This window comes from Actinomyces sp. AC-20-1 (genome assembly GCF_023369555.1).
Taxonomy (GTDB): Bacteria; Actinomycetota; Actinomycetes; order Actinomycetales; family Actinomycetaceae; genus Actinomyces.
In genome coordinates this window covers 58,675-74,198 of record NZ_JACJVC010000015.1, presented here as the reverse complement: position 1 = coordinate 74,198, position 15,524 = coordinate 58,675, and the positions used below count along the sequence as shown (strand labels likewise).

General features: G+C 75.5%; 12 protein-coding genes and 1 pseudogene. 8 read left to right on the top strand and 5 right to left on the bottom strand.

Translation table 11 applies throughout. The features are described 5' to 3' along the window. Nucleotides 1-295: pseudogene (locus H6X67_RS09105) on the bottom strand (GNAT family N-acetyltransferase); the annotation flags it as partial. Nucleotides 296-383: 88 nt separating this feature from the next. On the opposite strand from H6X67_RS09105, the gene dapA reads away from it, so the two are divergent. Continuing rightward, a complete protein-coding gene (gene dapA, locus H6X67_RS09100) occupies nt 384-1,280 on the top strand; it encodes a 4-hydroxy-tetrahydrodipicolinate synthase (protein ID WP_249369105.1) in 897 nt (298 codons plus the stop codon). Between the two features lie 39 nt (nt 1,281-1,319). Here dapA and H6X67_RS09095 read toward each other — a convergent pair whose 3' ends face one another. The 3 genes from H6X67_RS09095 to H6X67_RS09085 all read right to left on the bottom strand — a co-directional run bounded on the left by H6X67_RS09095 (nt 1,320) and on the right by H6X67_RS09085 (nt 7,533). Then, on the bottom strand, nt 1,320-3,062 hold the full coding sequence (locus H6X67_RS09095; RefSeq protein WP_249369104.1) for an AMP-binding protein: 1,743 nt from the start codon (nt 3,060-3,062) through the stop codon (nt 1,320-1,322). Continuing rightward, a complete protein-coding gene (locus H6X67_RS09090) occupies nt 3,059-4,900 on the bottom strand; it encodes an AMP-binding protein (protein ID WP_249369103.1) in 1,842 nt (613 codons plus the stop codon). Before H6X67_RS09090 ends, H6X67_RS09095 begins: the two co-directional genes overlap by 4 nt. Nucleotides 4,901-5,037: 137 nt before the next feature. Further along, nucleotides 5,038-7,533, bottom strand: a complete 2,496-nt coding sequence (locus H6X67_RS09085) for a HelD family protein (protein WP_249369102.1) — start codon at nt 7,531-7,533, stop codon at nt 5,038-5,040. Nucleotides 7,534-7,794: 261 nt separating this feature from the next. On the opposite strand from H6X67_RS09085, the gene H6X67_RS09080 reads away from it, so the two are divergent. Both H6X67_RS09080 and H6X67_RS09075 read left to right on the top strand, forming a co-directional pair. Then, a complete protein-coding gene (locus H6X67_RS09080; RefSeq protein WP_249369101.1) occupies nt 7,795-8,709 on the top strand; it encodes a proteasome assembly chaperone family protein in 915 nt (304 codons plus the stop codon). Nucleotides 8,710-8,813: 104 nt separating this feature from the next. Then, a complete protein-coding gene (locus H6X67_RS09075) occupies nt 8,814-10,160 on the top strand; it encodes an MFS transporter (protein WP_249369100.1) in 1,347 nt (448 codons plus the stop codon). A 17-nt stretch (nt 10,161-10,177) separates the two neighbouring features. On the opposite strand, the gene H6X67_RS09070 is transcribed toward H6X67_RS09075, so the two are convergent. Next, entirely contained in the window at nt 10,178-10,921 is a 744-nt protein-coding gene (locus H6X67_RS09070; protein ID WP_396121348.1) for a spermidine synthase, read from the bottom strand. A gap of 111 nt (nt 10,922-11,032) precedes the next feature. Here H6X67_RS09070 and dinB point away from each other — a divergent pair, with 111 nt between their 5' ends. From dinB to ftsL, 5 genes are all read left to right on the top strand, one after another. Continuing rightward, a complete protein-coding gene (gene dinB, locus H6X67_RS09065; protein WP_249369098.1) occupies nt 11,033-12,262 on the top strand; it encodes a DNA polymerase IV in 1,230 nt (409 codons plus the stop codon). A gap of 186 nt (nt 12,263-12,448) precedes the next feature. Then, a complete protein-coding gene (locus H6X67_RS09060) occupies nt 12,449-12,829 on the top strand; it encodes a DUF3040 domain-containing protein (RefSeq protein ID WP_249369097.1) in 381 nt (126 codons plus the stop codon). Nucleotides 12,830-13,333: 504 nt separating this feature from the next. Continuing rightward, entirely contained in the window at nt 13,334-13,765 is a 432-nt protein-coding gene (mraZ, locus tag H6X67_RS09055; RefSeq protein WP_249369999.1) for a division/cell wall cluster transcriptional repressor MraZ, read from the top strand. A 208-nt stretch (nt 13,766-13,973) separates the two neighbouring features. Next, on the top strand, nt 13,974-15,116 hold the full coding sequence (gene rsmH, locus H6X67_RS09050; RefSeq protein ID WP_249435511.1) for a 16S rRNA (cytosine(1402)-N(4))-methyltransferase RsmH: 1,143 nt from the start codon (nt 13,974-13,976) through the stop codon (nt 15,114-15,116). Next, nucleotides 15,113-15,520 (top strand): cell division protein FtsL, encoded by a 408-nt coding sequence (gene ftsL / locus H6X67_RS09045; protein ID WP_249369919.1) that lies wholly within the window; start codon nt 15,113-15,115, stop codon nt 15,518-15,520. The genes rsmH and ftsL overlap by 4 nt, the downstream gene beginning before the upstream one ends. The last annotated feature ends 4 nt before the right edge of the window (nt 15,521-15,524 follow it).

The window sequence follows — 15,524 nt, the reverse complement described above, 5'->3', positions numbered from 1 at the left end:
GGCCGGCTCCGTCGTGCGCGGCGGCGTGGGCCGCGCCGAGGGAGGCCAGCATGGTCGAGGCCTGCACCCGCCCGATGGCCTCGAGGTCCGCCCCCGTCGCCGGGCGCACGAAGCCACCCGCCTCGGCAGGGTGCCCGGCCGGGTGGGCGTGGGCCTCCTCGAGGCCGCCGCGCGCCGGGGCGCCGAGCCCCGCGTGCGCGGCCGTGGAGAAGACCGAGGGCAGGGACGGCGCGGACGGCCACCCGCCCGCGCTGGGGGAGGGGACGGGGTCGCTGGGGGAGGCGGAGGTCGTCATGCCCGCAGCCTATGCGCCCGTGCACGGCCCCCGTCCCGGCCTCCGGCGCCACCTCCTGGGGCCCGGGGCCGGACGGTACGCTGAGGCCATGAGCGCACTCCCCTCCCGGTCCTTCGGCTCCGTCGGCGTCGCCATGGTCACGCCCTTCCACGCGGACGGCTCCATCGACGTCGAGGCCGCCCAGGCGCTGGCCGTCAGCCTCGTCGAGGACGGCGCCGACCTCATCCTCCTGGCCGGCACCACGGGGGAGGCCCCCACCACCCACCTGCCCGAGAAGCAGACGCTGCTGCGCGAGGTCAAGGACGCCCTCGCCGGGCGCGCCATGCTCATGGCCGGCGTCGGCTCCAACGACACCGCCCACGCCGTGCGCATCGGCACCGGCTCCCAGGCGGCCGGCGCCGAGGCCCTGCTCATCAACGCCCCCTACTACAACCGCCCCAGCCAGGAGGGCGTCTACCAGCACATCATGGCCGTGGTCGAGACGACGGACCTGCCGGTCATGCTCTACGACATCCCCGGCCGCACGGGGGTCAAGATCCTCGACGACACCCTTGCCCGCCTCGCCGAGCACCCCCGTGTCAAGGCCGTCAAGGACGCCACCGGGGACGTCGAGCAGGGCTTCGAGCGCATGGAGGCCACCGGCCTGGAGTACTACTCTGGCGACGACGGCCTCAACTTCGCCTGGCTCGCCCACGGCGCCTCCGGTGTCGTCTCCGTCGTCGCCCACGCCGACGCCCGCTCCTGGCGCGAGATGATCACCGAGGTCGACGCCGGTGACCTCGACGGCGCCCGCAAGGTCGCCCAGCGCATCCGCCCCCTCGTGCGCGCCATCATGGGAGGCGGCCAGGGCGCCGTCATGGCCAAGGAGGCGCTGGCGCTGCAGGGGCGCCTGCCCGACCCCACCGTGCGCCTGCCCCTCGTGCGGGCCGAGGCCGCCGAGGTCGCCGCCCTGCGCGAGGTGCTCCAGGCCCAGGGCCTGCTCTGAGACCCGCGCCCGGCCCGGAGCGCTGGGGCAGGCGTCCGCTCAGCCGCGTGAGGCGATCTCCTCGCGCACGAGACGGCGCATGAGCTTGCCGATCATCGAGCGCGGCATCTCGTCGAGCACCTCCAGGCGGCGCGGCAGCGCGTAACGCGGCAGCTGTGCCAGGGCGTGCTCGCGCACGGACTTCAGCGTCACGGCGCGCGCCGCGTCGGTGAGCCCTCCGTCCGGACCCCGCTCGAGCACGACGGCGGCGACGACCTCCTCGCCCGTGGCCCCCTTGCCCACCCCGACGACGGCGACCTCCGCCACCCCCGGCATCGAGCTGATCGCTGCCTCCACCTGGGTGGGGTAGACGTTGAAGCCGCCGGTGAGGATGAGCTCGCGCTTGCGGTCCGCCATCCACAGGAAGGACTCCTCACGGCGCACCATGTCGCCCGTGCGCAGCCAGCCGCCGGGCAGGAGCGCCGCGGCGGTCGCCTCGGGGTCGTCCCAGTAGCCGGCGAAGACCTGCGGTCCGCGCACGAGCAGCTCACCCGGCTCGCCGTCGGGCACCTCCTCGTCCACGTCCACCCGCGCGCCCGCGGCCAGGGCCGCCTCCAGCGCCTCGGGGTCCACCACGCGCACGTCCGTCGATGGGAAGGGCAGGCCCAGGGCTCCCAGGCGGCGCGCGGGGCCCATGGGGGTGCCTGCCACCACCGGGCTCGTCTCGGTCATGCCGTAGCCCTCGACGAAGAACCCGCCGGTGGCCCGCTCCCACTCGGTGCCCACAGCCGGCGGCATGGGGGCCGCACCGCACACGCCGTAGCGCAGGCTGGTCAGGTCCGTGCCCGACCGCTGGGCGGCTCGCAGGATCCTCTCGAACATCACCGGCACGCCCACGAAGAAGGTGAGGCGGCGCCTCCGGTGGGCACGCAGCACCTCGTCGGGGTCGAACTTGGGCATCATCACCTGGGTCGCGGCCTTCTGCACGGCGCAGAACAGGTTGAAGGTGAGCCCGAAGGCGTGGAAGAAGGGCAGCAGGGACAGGAAGTTCTCGCCGCCCTCGTGCAGCATCGGCACCCAGGTGGTGGACTGGTTGGTGTTGGCCCGCAGGTTCGTGTGGGTGAGCATGGCGGCCTTGGGCGCGCCGGTGGTGCCGCCCGTGTGCAGCAGGACGGCGAGGTCCGCCCCCGCCGGCTGCGGCCAGGAGCCGGGGATCCTCTCGGCGCGGGCGACCTCCCGGTCCCAGGAGCGCACCCCGGCGGGCAGGTGCTCGGCCCTCATCGAGGCGCGCACGGCGCGCGCCCGCGCCAGCGGCAGCCTCAGGGCCGCGCGCAGGTGCGCGGGCAGCGCCTGGGACAGGTCCACGCTCAGGACCGTCAGGCCCTCCATGCCGGCCACGTGCTCAACGCCCTTCTCCCACACGACGGCGACCCGGGCCCCGTGGTGGCGGATCTGGGCGCGCAGCTCCTCGGCGGGGGCCAGGGGGTTGTGCTCGGCGACGACGGCGCCGACGCGCAGCGCCCCGTAGACGGCGACGACGTGCTGGGGGCAGTTCGGCATGATGAGCGCCACCCGGTCGCCCTTGCGCAGGCCCGCCTCGTGCAGGAGGGTGGCGGCGCGCTCGCTGGCGGCCAGCAGCTCGCTGTAGGTGGTGGTCCGGCCCAGGAAGTCGATGGCGACGCGCTCGGGGTAGAAGCGGGCCGTCTGCTCCAGCAGCTCGCCCAGCGGGGCGTCGGGGACCTCGACGGTGGCGGGGATGCCCGGCTGGTAGTGCGGGCGGTGGAAGAGGGCGGCGTCGCTCACCTGGCCGCGTCCTTGCCGTCCCCGCCGACCTTGCCGTCGCCGCTGTCCCTGGCGCCCTCGCCGAGCCTCTCGACGATGCTGGAGGCGACGGCGTCGGAGGCCGCGGAGGCGGCCTCACGGGCGGCCAGCAGCTCCTCGCGCACCACGCGGCGCAGGATCTTGCCGATCTGCGAGCGCGGCATCTCCGACAGGATCGCCACCTGCCTGGGCAGGGCGTAGTGGGACAGGGTCCGCTCGGCCCAGGCGCGCACCTGCTCCAGGCTCACCGTCTGGCCCTCCTTGGGCACGATGGCGGCCACGACGTGCTCGTTGCCGGCGTCCCCGGGCAGGCCGACGACGGCGACGTCCTCGACCTCGGGCATGGAGCGCACGGCGGCCTCGACCTCGGTGGGGTAGATGTTGAAGCCGCCGGAGATGATGAGCTCCTTGCGGCGGTCGGCGATGACGTAGAAGCCGTCGGCCTCCTGGCGCACGAGGTCACCTGTGCGCAGCCAGCCCCCGGGCAGGAGCACGGCGTCGGTCTCCTCCGGGTTCTCCCAGTAGCCGGCGAAGACCTGCGGTCCGCGCACCAGCAGCTCGCCGACCTCGCCGGGGGCGACCTCGGTGTCCGGGTCCTCGGGGTCGACGATCCTCACGTCCGTCGAGGGGTAGGGCACGCCCAGGGCGCCGGGGCGCCGCTCGGGGGAGATGGGGTTGCCCAGGGTGATGGGGGAGGACTCGGTCATGCCGTAGCCCTCGATGATGACGCCGCCCGTGGCCTCCTCCCAGGCCTCGGCGACGGCGCGCGGGTTCGCGGCCGCGCCGCACACGGCGATCTTGCAGGAGGACAGGTCCGCGCCCGTGGCGTTGGCGCGCGTGACGACCCGGTCGAACATCACCGGCACGCCCGGGAAGAAGGTGGCTGGGTGGCGCCTCCAGGCGGCCAGGACCATGTCCGCGCTGAACTTGGGCAGGATGACCTGGGTGGCCGCCATGCCGACGGCGCACAGCAGCGACAGGCTCAGGCCGAAGGCGTGGAAGAAGGGCAGGACCGAGTAGAAGGTCTCCTGCCCGTGCTCGCAGGCCTGGGAGGCCCAGGCCAGGCTCATCTCGGCGTTGGAGCGCAGGTTGCGGTGGGTGAGCTTGACGGCCTTGGGGGTGCCGGTGGTGCCGCCCGTGTAGAGCAGGACGGCGGTGTCGTCGACGTCGGGCAGCCGGTGGCCGGCGGGCAGGGTGGCGCAGGCGGCCATGAGGTCGTCCCAGGAGCGCACGTCGGAGGGGACCTTGCCGCGCAGCTCGGAGCGCTGGGCCCGGGCGGCGGCGACGGGCAGGTTGAGCGCCAGGCGGCTGGTCCAGGGCAGGCCGCGCGAGAGGTCCACGGACAGCACACGGCGGCCGGTCAGGCCCGCCGCGCTCAGCGAGCCGGAGGCCTGCACGAGGCGGGCGAGGGTCTTCTCCCAGGCGATGATGACCGTGCCCCGGTGGATCTCGACCTGCTCGCGCAGCTGGGCGGCGGGGGCGAGCGGGTTGTGCTCGGCCAGGATGGCGCCCAGGCGCCAGACGGCGTAGGCGATGACGACGTGCTGGGGACAGTTGGGCAGGATGACGCCGACGACGTCGCCGGGGCGCACCCCCAGGGCGCGCAGCGTCTCAGCCGCCTGGGCCACCTGGCGCGAGAGCTGGGAGTAGGTGGTGGAGGCGCCCATGAAGTCGAGGGCGAGGCGGTCGGGGTAGCGCCGGGTGGCGTCGTCGAGCATGCGTGAGAGGGGCTCGGTGACGGGGGCGATGACCCCGGGGACCCCGGGGGCGTAGTGGGGGCGCAGGTAGCGCTCGGAGGTGTCGCCGGCGTGCTCGCTCATGAGGCTTCCTTCCCGGGAGGCGGGCTGGGGCGGTGGCCCTCACGCAACCGTAACCTACGGTTGCGTAACCACGCGCGCCCACGGGCCCCGCGGGCGCGGCCCGGCCCCCGGCGCCACCCGGCAGGGCCCGTGGGCGCTCAGGCCACCAGACCGTCAGGCAGCCCCCGGGGCAGGGCGCGGCGCGAGACCAGGTGCAGGCGTCGCGTCGGGCGCGTCATCGCCACGTAGAGGTCGCCCGGGCTGCGCCGGCCCACCTCAGCGGCCTCCACGAGCACCACCGTGTCGAACTCCAGACCCTTGCTCGTCACCGGCGACATGACCGCCAGGCGCGAGCGCAGCACGTCCCCGCCGGGCGCCTCCATCGCGGCCTTGAGCACCGGGTCCCGCACCAGCAGGCGGGCCACCGCGGCCGGGTCAGGCGCGATGACGGCCATCCGCCCGCCCCCGGCACCGACGCTCGCGTCCAGGGCCCGGGACTCGGCCAGCACCGTCTCGCGCAGCGCCCGCGCCCACTGCTCGTCGTCCGCCTCCCGCCCGGACAGGCTCGTGGCCGCCAGGCAGTCCTCGAGGTCGCGCACCGAGCTCACCGGGTAGACCGGAGGGTGGTCCAGCGCCGCCGCCACCGACTCCGCGGCCGCCATGATCGTCGCCGGCGTGCGGTAGCAGACGGTGAGGACCTCCTCGTGCAGCGGCGTCGAGCCGCCCGCCCGGGCACCGCGCCCCCGGCGCCGCCCGCCACGACGGGGGGCGCCGGCCCCGGGCACGGCCGGCCCGGTGCCCGCAGCCGCCTGGGTGCCCAGGGCGCTGAGCACCTGGGCCCAGGAGGAGGGCGCGTGCGGCCCCGAGTACTGGGCCAGGTCCCCGACGACGGTGAAGGAGCGCACCGGGCAGCGCCGGGCCAGCGCCCGCCACGCCATCGCCCCCAGCTCCTGGGCCTCGTCGACGACGACGTGCCCGTAGGTCCAGGTCCGGTCCGCCCGCGCCCGCTCGGCCAGCGTGAGCGACGGGCCCGTGTCCGCCATCCGGTCCGCCAGCATCTCGGCGGTCACCATGCCGTCGCCCAGGTCCTGCGAGGCGATGGCCTGGGCGGCGTAGGAGACGAGCTCCTCACGGCGCCACGCCTCCAGGCGCGCCCGCTGCGCCTGGGCGTCCTCACTCGGGCCCAGCAGCTCGCTCAGCTCGTCGATGAGCGGCACGTCCGCGCTGGTGAGCTCCGAGCCCGCCGGGCGCGCGAGCAGGGCCCGCTCCGCCCCCGTCAGCTCGGGCGCCAGGCGCTCCAGGAGCGCCGGGCGGGCCCACAGGCGCTCGAGGAGGCCCACCGGCGTCGTCGGCATCCAGCACAGGTTGATCTCCCGGCGGGCGTCGCGCGCGGTGCGGATGTCCTCACGGATCCACGCGCGCGTGTCCGCGTCCGAGGCGTCCTGGCCGGTGGCGCGCGCGTACTGGTCCGTCAGGCGCTCGAGCAGCCACAGCACGAAGGTCTCGCGGGCGAGGTTGTGGGGCCTCCCGGAGCGGCGCGCCCGGCTCATCGCCTCCGTCACGTCCGCGGGCCGCAGGCTCAGACGCACCCCCTCGACGACGATCTCGCGCGGGGAGGCGGGCACGCGCTGCAGGTCGCGCACGGCCCGCCGCAGGACCTCGGCCCACAGGGCCCTCCCCTTGAGCTCGTGGACCGCCGGGTCCTCACTGCCGCGCGCCCGCACGCCGGGCACGAGGTCGCCGACCGTCGTCGCCACCACACCCGTCTCGCCCAGGGAGGGCAGCACCTGCTCGACGTAGCGCAGGAAGGTCCTCGACGGGCCCACGAGCAGCACTCCTGAGCGCTCCAGGCGCGCGCGCTCGGAGTAGAACAGGTAGGCGACGCGGTGCAGGGCCACCGCCGTCTTGCCGGTGCCCGGGCCGCCCTGGACGACGAGCACCCCCTTGCCGTCGCTGGTGACGATGCGGTCCTGCTCCGCCTGGATCGTGGCGACGATGTCACCCATGCGCCCGTCGCGCGCGGCGCTCATGGCCGCGATGAGGGCCCCCTCGCCCTGCAGGCCGTCCACCGCGGCCCGAGCCCCGGACCGGGCGTCCTCGTCGAGGGCCCGGACGTCGATGACCTCGTCCTCCAGGCCGGTGACGCGGCGCCGGCGGGTGTCGATGTGGCGCCGGCGCACCAGGCCCATCGGGTCGCGGGCCGTGGCCTGGTAGAAGGCCCGCGCCAGGGGGGCGCGCCAGTCGAGGACGACCTCGCGGCGGCGCTCGTCCTGCAGACCGGTCCTGCCGACGTAGTGGCGCCGGCCGCCGTCGGTCACCGGGCCGCTCGAGGCCGCGCCGCCCGACTCGACCGCCTCGGGGGACAGGTCCATGCGGCCGAAGACGAGGCGGTCCTCGACGCCCTCGAGGGAGGAGACCAGGCTCGCGTAGTGGGCGGCGTAGGCGTCGCGCTCGCCGCGGGACTGGTGGGTGCCGCTCGCGCCGGCCGCCTCCGTGCGCGCCAGCGCCCGGCGCGCGGCCTCGAGCTGGCGGTCGAGCTCGCCGTAGGCCGTGTCGACGACCACCTGCTCGGCCTGCACCTGCCTCGCACGCTCCGACTCGGCACTCGTGCGCCCGTCGTCGGACACGGAGGAGGTCTGGGGGTGCTGGGTCACGTGATCTCGCAGACTGGGGCTCTCGGGCGGGCCCCGGGGTGCTCGGGGGACGGTGCGCGCACGCGCGCGTGGCCGTCCATTATTGTCCCAGTGCGGGGTATCTTGCCGACGCCGACGGCGAACAACCCGCCTGTGCTCCTGAGCACCCGTCCCAAGACGTGCCCTCCGGGAACAGGCGGCGCCCCACCCGTGTTGCAGGACAGGGACCCCTGCAGGCGGGTCCCCGTCGACCGAGCACGACCCGTGCGGAAGGAGGGCAGGATGAGACCCCTGTACAGCGTGGAGCGCCCCTGGGACGAGCCCGTCGCCCCGCGCGTCCTGCTCCACCAGCTCGACGGCGCCATGGACGCCGGCCACGCGGGCCGCCTCGCCGTCGAGCAGCTGCTCATGACCCTGCCCTCCGAGCGGCTGGCCACCTTCGACGCCGACTCCCTCATCGACTACCGGGCCCGCCGCCCGATGATGGTCTTCGACACCCACTCCTACAGGAGCGTCGAGGCGCCCGAGCTCGTCCTCGACCTCCTCCAGGACGACGAGGGCCGCGACCTGCTGCTCCTGCACGGGGCCGAGCCCGACTACCGCTGGGAGGAGGTCGTCGGCGCCGTCACCCACCTGGCCCTCACCATGGGGGTGACGCAGGCGGTCGCCATGGCCGGCATGCCCATGGCCGTGCCGCACACGCGCCCCACCTACGTCCACCACCACGGCAACCGCCCCGAGCTCCTGCCCGAGCAGCCCGACTTCTTCGGCCGCGTCGAGCTCCCCGGCTCCATGAGCGGCCTGCTCGAGCTGCGCCTGGGACAGGCGGGCCTGGACTCGCGCGGCCTGACGGTCTCGATCCCGCACTACGTCGCCCGTGACGACTACCCGGCCGGCGCCGCCGCGCTGCTGTCGGCCGTGGCCGAGACCACCGGCCTGGCCCTGCCCCTGGGGGACCTCGAGGCCGCGGCCGCCGTCAACCGTGCGGAGATCGACGCCGAGGCCTCCTCCCAGCCCGAGGTCGCCGCCGTCGTCGCCGCCCTCGAGGCCCAGTACGACACCTACGCGCCCCCGCGCGCCGACGCCGACGAGATCTCGCGCCTGCTCGACGTGCCCACCGCCGACGAGATCGGCGCCCGCCTGGAGGCCTTCCTCGAGGCCAACGACGCCGCCGAGGGCGGCACCCAGGGGCGGTAGGGCCCGCGGACGGCGGGGCCACCGGCCCGCCGGTGGCGCAGGGCCCGCGGTGACCTCTGCGGTGAGGCGCGGCGGGCCGGCACCGCGGGGCGTAGCCTGCGGGGGTGAGCGCGCAGCCCCCGTCCCCCGAGCAGCCCGGGCCCGGCGGAGCCTCACCGGCGCACCGCTGCGGCGGGGCCCGAGCCTGGGCCGTGTTCCTGGCCGCCGCGCTCATCTACGTCCTCGCCGTCGCCGCCCGCACCGCCTTCGCCGTCGCCGTGCCCCAGGCCGGAGACCGCTTCCCGGGCGGCGCCGGCGTCCTGGCCTTCTTCGTCGTCCTCCAGCTCGCCGTCTACGCCACCGCCCAGGTCCCCGTCGGGTTCCTGCTCGACCGCTTCGGCGCCCGCCGCGTGCTCGTCACCGGGGCGGTCGTCGTCGCGCTCGGACAGGCGCTCCTCGCGGTGGCGGACACCCTCGTCCTGGCCGTCGTGGCCCGCGTGCTGGTGGGCGCCGGTGACGCCACGGCCTTCATTGGCGCCCTGCGCCTGGTGCCGGCCTGGTTCCCCCTCGGGCGCGTGCCGCTCATGAGCCAGGTGGTCTCCGTCTTCGGGCAGGTGGGCCAGGTCGTCTCCGCCGTCCCCTTCCTCCTGCTGCTGCACGCGCGGGGCTGGGGGCCCGCCTTCCTCACGCTGAGCGGACTCGGCCTGGGTGCCGCCCTCATCGCCCTGGCCGTCCTGCGCGACGCCCCCGAGGGAGGCTCCTTCGCCGTCGGCGCCCCGGGCCGGGTGCAGGGCGGGCGAGACACCGCCGCCGTGCAGCGCGAGGGCGTGGGGCGCACCATCGCCGTCCTCCTGAGCCGGCCGGGCACGTGGCTCGGCTTCTTCACCCACTGGGTGGGGATGCTGCCCGCCGCCGTCCTCACCCTCATGTGGGGCCTGTCCTGGATGACCCAGGGCCTGGGTGTGAGCACGACGGTCGCCTCGGCGGCCCTGAGCGCCAGCACGGCCGCCGGCGTCCTCGGCTCCCTCGTGGCCGGGGTCCTGTCCGGGCGCCTGCCGCGACGGCGCTCGGCCACCGCCGTCGGCGCGGCGGGGCTGGCCCTGCTCGCCTGGGCGGCCGGGCTGCTGCTGCCGTGGCCGGTGGCGGCGGCCTGCGCCGCCTGCACGGTGCTCGGCTTCACCGGGCCCTTCGCGGGCATCGGCTTCGACACGGCCCGCTCCTTCAACGAGCCCTCCCGCTGGGGCACCTGCACGGGGCTGGTCAACATCGGCGGCTTCCTGTCGACGATCATCGCCGTCCAGGTCGTGGGCGTGGTCCTCGACCGCCTCGGGGGAGAGCGCTCCGCCGCGGACTTCCGCACCGCCTTCGTCTGCGCCGCTCTCGTGTGGGCCGCGGGCCTTATCGGCCTGCTCGTGTCCTGGGCGGTGACGCGCCGCCACGTGCGCCAGGGGCGTGCGAGAGCGAGCTTCTAGCCGCGACGACGTGCCGCTCAGGCGCGCGGCAGGGCCGGGTCGTCCAGCGACCAGGTGCGCACCGGCAGCGGCAGGCGCCGCACAGCGCGGTCGACCTCCTGCACCTGATCAGGAGAAAGGGGCTCCGTGCCGGCCACCACCACGAGGTTGCCGCGCCGTCTGCCCCGCACGCAGGCGGCGTCCGCCACCACGAGCCCTCCACCGAAGACCCGCCGCACCGCCGCCAGCTCCGCCCCCGCCTCCTCGCGGGGCGCCGAGGCCGTGTTGGCCAGGTACACCCCGCCCGGGGCCAGCGCCCGCCGGCAGGCCCGCAGCATCTCCTCCGTCCGGCACGAGGCTGGCACCCGCCCGTTGGCGAAGACGTCGCGCACCACCACGTCCCACTCGCCCTCGCGCAGCGACGGGGCCACCTCGGCGGCGTCGCCCACCCGGATGCGCAGCCTGGGGGCTCGCGGCAGGTCGAACCACTCGCGCACCCGCCGGGCCAGCACGGCGTCGATCTCCACCGCCAGCTGGGTCGAGCCCGGGCGCAGCGCCTCCCAGGCGCGGGCCAGCGCGCAGCCGGCTCCGCCCAGGTGCACCGCCCGCACCGGCGCGCCGGGCATGAGCACGTCCAGGACCGCGTTCATCTGCTGCTGGTACTCGAAGTCCAGGTGCGCGGGGTCCACCAGGTCGATCCAGGACGACTCCGTGCCGTCCAGCAGCAGGAGGATCCCGCTCTCACGCCGTTCCAGCCGCGCCACGCCCGTCGAGGTCACCACCTCGCCCACCGGCAGCGCCGCCAGGGACGGTGCCCCGCCCGGGCGCGCCGCGCCACCGCGTGCGCGCCTGCTGCTCCTACCTGCCACGGGAGGCACGTTAGCCTGAGCCGCATGAGCCGGGCACCCAGGAACGAGGCCGCGCGCCGCTCCTGGGGCGACGACGACTCCGCCACCCCCATCCTGCACGTCGACATGGACGCGTTCTTCGCCTCCGTCGAGCTCCTGGAGCGCCCCGAGCTGCGCGGGCGCCCCGTCATCGTCGGCGGGGCCGACGGGCGCGGCGTCGTCTCCGCCGCCACCTACGAGGCCCGCGCCCACGGCGTGACCTCCGCCATGAGCATGGCCGAGGCGCTGCGCCGCTGCCCCCACGCCGTCGTCCTGCCCGTGCGCCACGGCGTCTACAGCCGCGTCTCCGCCCAGGTGATGGAGGTCCTGGGGGAGGTCACGCCCCTGCTCGAGCGGGTGAGCGTCGACGAGGCCTTCCTCGACGTCTCCGGCTCCCGACGGCGCATGGGCAGCCCCGTGAGGATCGGCCACTGGGTGCGCACCGAGCTGCGCCGGCGCTTGGGCCTGCCCGCCAGCGTCGGCATCGCCTCGACCAAGTTCGTCGCCAAGCTCGCCTCCGCCCACGCCAAGCCGGACGGCCTGCTGCTCGTGCCCGCCGGCGCCACCCAGGACTTCCTCGACGTGCTGCCGGTGGGCGCCATGTGGGGCGTGGGGGACAAGAGCGCCCGGGTGCTGGCCCGCTGGGGCATCACCGACGTGCGCACCCTGGCCGCCACCGACGTGCGCCGTCTCGAGCGGATCCTCGGGACCGCCGCCGCCCACCACCTGCACGACCTCTCCCACGGCATCGACCCGCGCCCGGTGACCGTGAGCCGGGAGGAGAAGAGCGTGGGCACCGAGTCCACCTTCTTCGACACGATCACGGACCGCGAGGACGCCCGTCGTGTCCTGCTCGACCAGTGCCACCAGTGCGCGGCCCGACTGCGCCAGGCCGGCACCCGCGGGCGCACCGTGGTCCTCAAGGCACGCGGCGCGGACTTCGTGACGGTGACGCGCTCGCGGACCCTGAGCGAGCCGACGGACCTGGCCCGTGACGTCTTCGCGGTGGTCGAGGCGCTCTTCGACGCGCTGCCGGACCCCGCGGGAGGCTTCCGTCTGCTGGGGGTGCGGGTCGAGGGCCTGTCGAGGGCCGACGACGGCGTCCAGCTCCTCCTGGACGAGGACCAGCGTCGCGGCGCCCCGGAGCGGGCGGCCGACGCCGTGCGCGCGCGGTGGGGCAGGACGGCGGTGGCCCCGGCGAGCCTCCTGCGCCCTCCTCAGCCTCCCGAGGTCTGAGCGTCCGGGTGGTGGGCTGTGGAGGGCCGACGGCGATGGACGGGTTTTCCTCTGGCGCGCGCCTGCGCATATCCTGTCCGCACGAGCGTCTGAGCCCGTGCGCCGTCCCGGTGACGGGGCGGAGCCGTCACGGGGCCCGGTCCCAGGGGCGCCGAGCGTGGGGGAGCCCGCAGAAGGAGGGAAGCCATGGCACTGTCGGAGCGTGAGCAGCAGGTGCTGCGCGACCTCGAGCAGCAGCTCCACGAGGACGACCCTGGTCTGGCCAGCTCGATCGAGCGGGCGGGCCGCACGATGGGACGCCCGTCGCCCCGCCACGTGGGCGCCGGTGTCGCGCTCGTGCTCACCGGGCTCGCCGTCGTCATCGGCGGGGTCGCCGTCGGCCGCGGCCTCGTGTCCATGCTCATCGGCGTGGTCGGCTTCTCCCTGGCGGTGTGGGGCGTGACGCTCATGCTCACCCGCACGCAGGGCTCCTCGGCCGAGGGCGCGCAGCGCGGCGCCCGGCGGGGACAGGGCTTCATGGAGCGCCAGTCCGAGCGGTGGGAGCGCCGCCGCGAGGACAACCGCTGAGCGCACTGCGCCGCGCCCACGGCCGCGCTGCTGAGCGCCCTGTCGGCTGCTGAGCACTGAGGGCGGTCGCACGGCCGACCGCCGCTCGACGCCTCGCCCACCACTGGTCCCTCGGCCCCTCCACTTCCCTCCACCCGGGAGCCGGAGCCCGCTCCCGCCCCCCCGTGCGCCCGCTGCCCGCACCCCGTCCCCAGCGTCCCCGTCATCCCCCGGATGGCGGGGACGCCGCCGTTCGTGGGCCCTCGGGGCCGTGGGGGAGCACGGCGCGTGGCAGTGCGTGGTGGTGCGTGACGGCACGGCCGCGCTCGTGCGCACCCGTCCCTCCCGCTGTGCCGAGGACCTTCTGCGCGCCACGTGCTCCACTTCCCTCCACCCGTTCAAACGCTGCAACGGTGCGGTCCGTGACCCAGATGTGACCGCTTGTCACCCCGTTGGTGGGTGAAAGTGGAGGGGAGTGGGGTACTGTGGGGCGCACTGGGTCGTCGAGGGGAAGGAGCGGACCCCATGTTCCTGGGTACGCACGCCCCGCGCCTGGACGACAAGGGCCGCCTCATCCTGCCGGCCAAGTTCCGCGAGGAGCTGGCCGGAGGGGTGGTCCTCACCCGCGGTCAGGAGCACTGCGTCTACGCCTTCTCCACCGCGGAGTTCGAGCGCATGTACGCCCAGCTGCGCGAGGCCCCCCTCGCGCAGAAGCAGGCGCGCGACTACGTGCGAGTCATGCTCTCCGGCGCCGACTCGCAGATCCCGGACAAGCAGGGGCGCATCACCCTGCCGGCCCCGCTGCGCGCCTACGCCGGCCTCGGCCGCGACCTCGCCGTCATCGGCGCGGGCGCCCGCGTCGAGATCTGGGACGCCAGCGCCTGGCAGACCTACCTCGCCGCCCAGGAGCAGGTCTTCGCCGACACCGCCGAGGAGATCATCCCCGGCTTCTTCTGACCCCACCCCGGCGGGTCGCCGCACCTGCCGGACCCACAACTCCACACCGGGATCGCCCAGACGGCGCTCGCCGAGCGAGGTCCCCTTCCGCCACGCGTCCGACGCCTCTTCCCCGGCGCCGGAACCCGCGGGAGGAGTCCTGGCCCGACGAGCCCGCCCGGCCCCGCCGCACCCGACGACACACGACCAGCACAGGAAGGAGGAGGACGTGCCCCGCCCTCATGAGCACGAAGGCGCCGCCCCGGCCCCCCGGGGCGACGAGGCCGCCCAGCGGCACACCCCCGTCCTCCTCCAGCGCTGCCTCGACCTGCTCGCCCCCGCCCTCGAGGGCACCGACGCCCCCGCCCGCCCCGTCCTCATCGACTGCACGCTCGGCATGGGCGGGCACAGCGAGGGCGCCCTCACCCGCTTTCCCCACCTCACCGTCGTCGGCATCGACCGCGACCGGGAGGCCATCGCCCTGGCCAGCGCCCGCCTGGCCCCCTTCGGGGACCGCTTCCGCGCCGTGCGCACCACCTACGACCACGTCGACGAGGTCGCCTGCGACGCCTCCCCCTACGGCGACGGCACCGTCGACGCCGTCCTCATGGACCTGGGCGTGTCCTCCCTCCAGCTCGACGACGCCGGACGCGGCTTCTCCTACTCCCGCCCCGCCCCACTCGACATGCGCATGGACCAGAGCGCCGGCACCACCGCCCAGCAGCTGCTCGAGACCGCCGAGGAGCACGAGATCACCCGGATCCTTCGCGCCTACGGCGAGGAGCGCTTCGCCCCCCGCATCGCCGCCGCCCTCGTGCGCCGCCGCGAGGCCGGCAGGCCCGTGCGCGACACCGCCGACCTCGCCGAGCTGGTGCGCGAGAGCGTCCCCGCCGCCGCCCGGCGCACCGGCGGGCACCCCGCCAAACGGACCTTCCAGGCCCTGCGCATCGCCGTCAACGCCGAGCTCGAGGTCCTGGAGCGGGCCGTGCCGCGCGCCCTCAACTCCATCCGCGTCGGCGGCCGCCTCGTCGTCGAGTCCTACCAGAGCCTCGAGGACCGCATCGTCAAGCAGGCGATCGCCGCCGGCACCACCACCCGCGCCCCCGAGGGCCTGCCCTTCGTGCCCGACGACGCCGCCCCCTACCTCGCCGCCGTCACCCACGGCGCCGAGAGGGCCGACGACGACGAGCTCGCCCGCAACCCCCGCTCCGCCCCCGTGCGGCTGCGCGCCGCCACCCGCGTGCGCCCCGCCGCCGACGCGCCGGCCCCCGAGCCGGAGCCCACCGGCGGTGCGGGCCCCGGCCCCCGCCGGCCCCGCACCGTCAGCACCGACCGCACCAGGAAGACCAGCAGAGGAAGGAGGAGGCGATGAGCGCCGCCCACGCCTACGCCACCGGGACGTCCGGCTACGCAGGCACCCGCACCGAGAGCGCCCCGCGCCCCACGCTCTACGCCGTGCGCGGCCTCGCCCCCGCGCGCACGAGCCTGCCCCTCATCCTCGTCGTCATCCTCATCCTCGTCGCCGCGCTGGCGTCCTCCATGGTCCTCAACGCCACCATGGCGGACACCGCCTTCAAGATGCAGCAGGCCCAGATCCGGCTCAACATCCTCAACGACCACATCGACACCGTCCGCAGCCAGGTGCAGGACGCCTCCGCCGCCGACTCCCTCGCCCAGCGCGCCACCGAGCTCGGCATGGTCCCCGCCGGCGCCCCCGGCGTCGTCGACCTCACCACCGGCACCGTCTCCGGCGGCTCAGCGGCCAAGCAGGGGTAGGAGA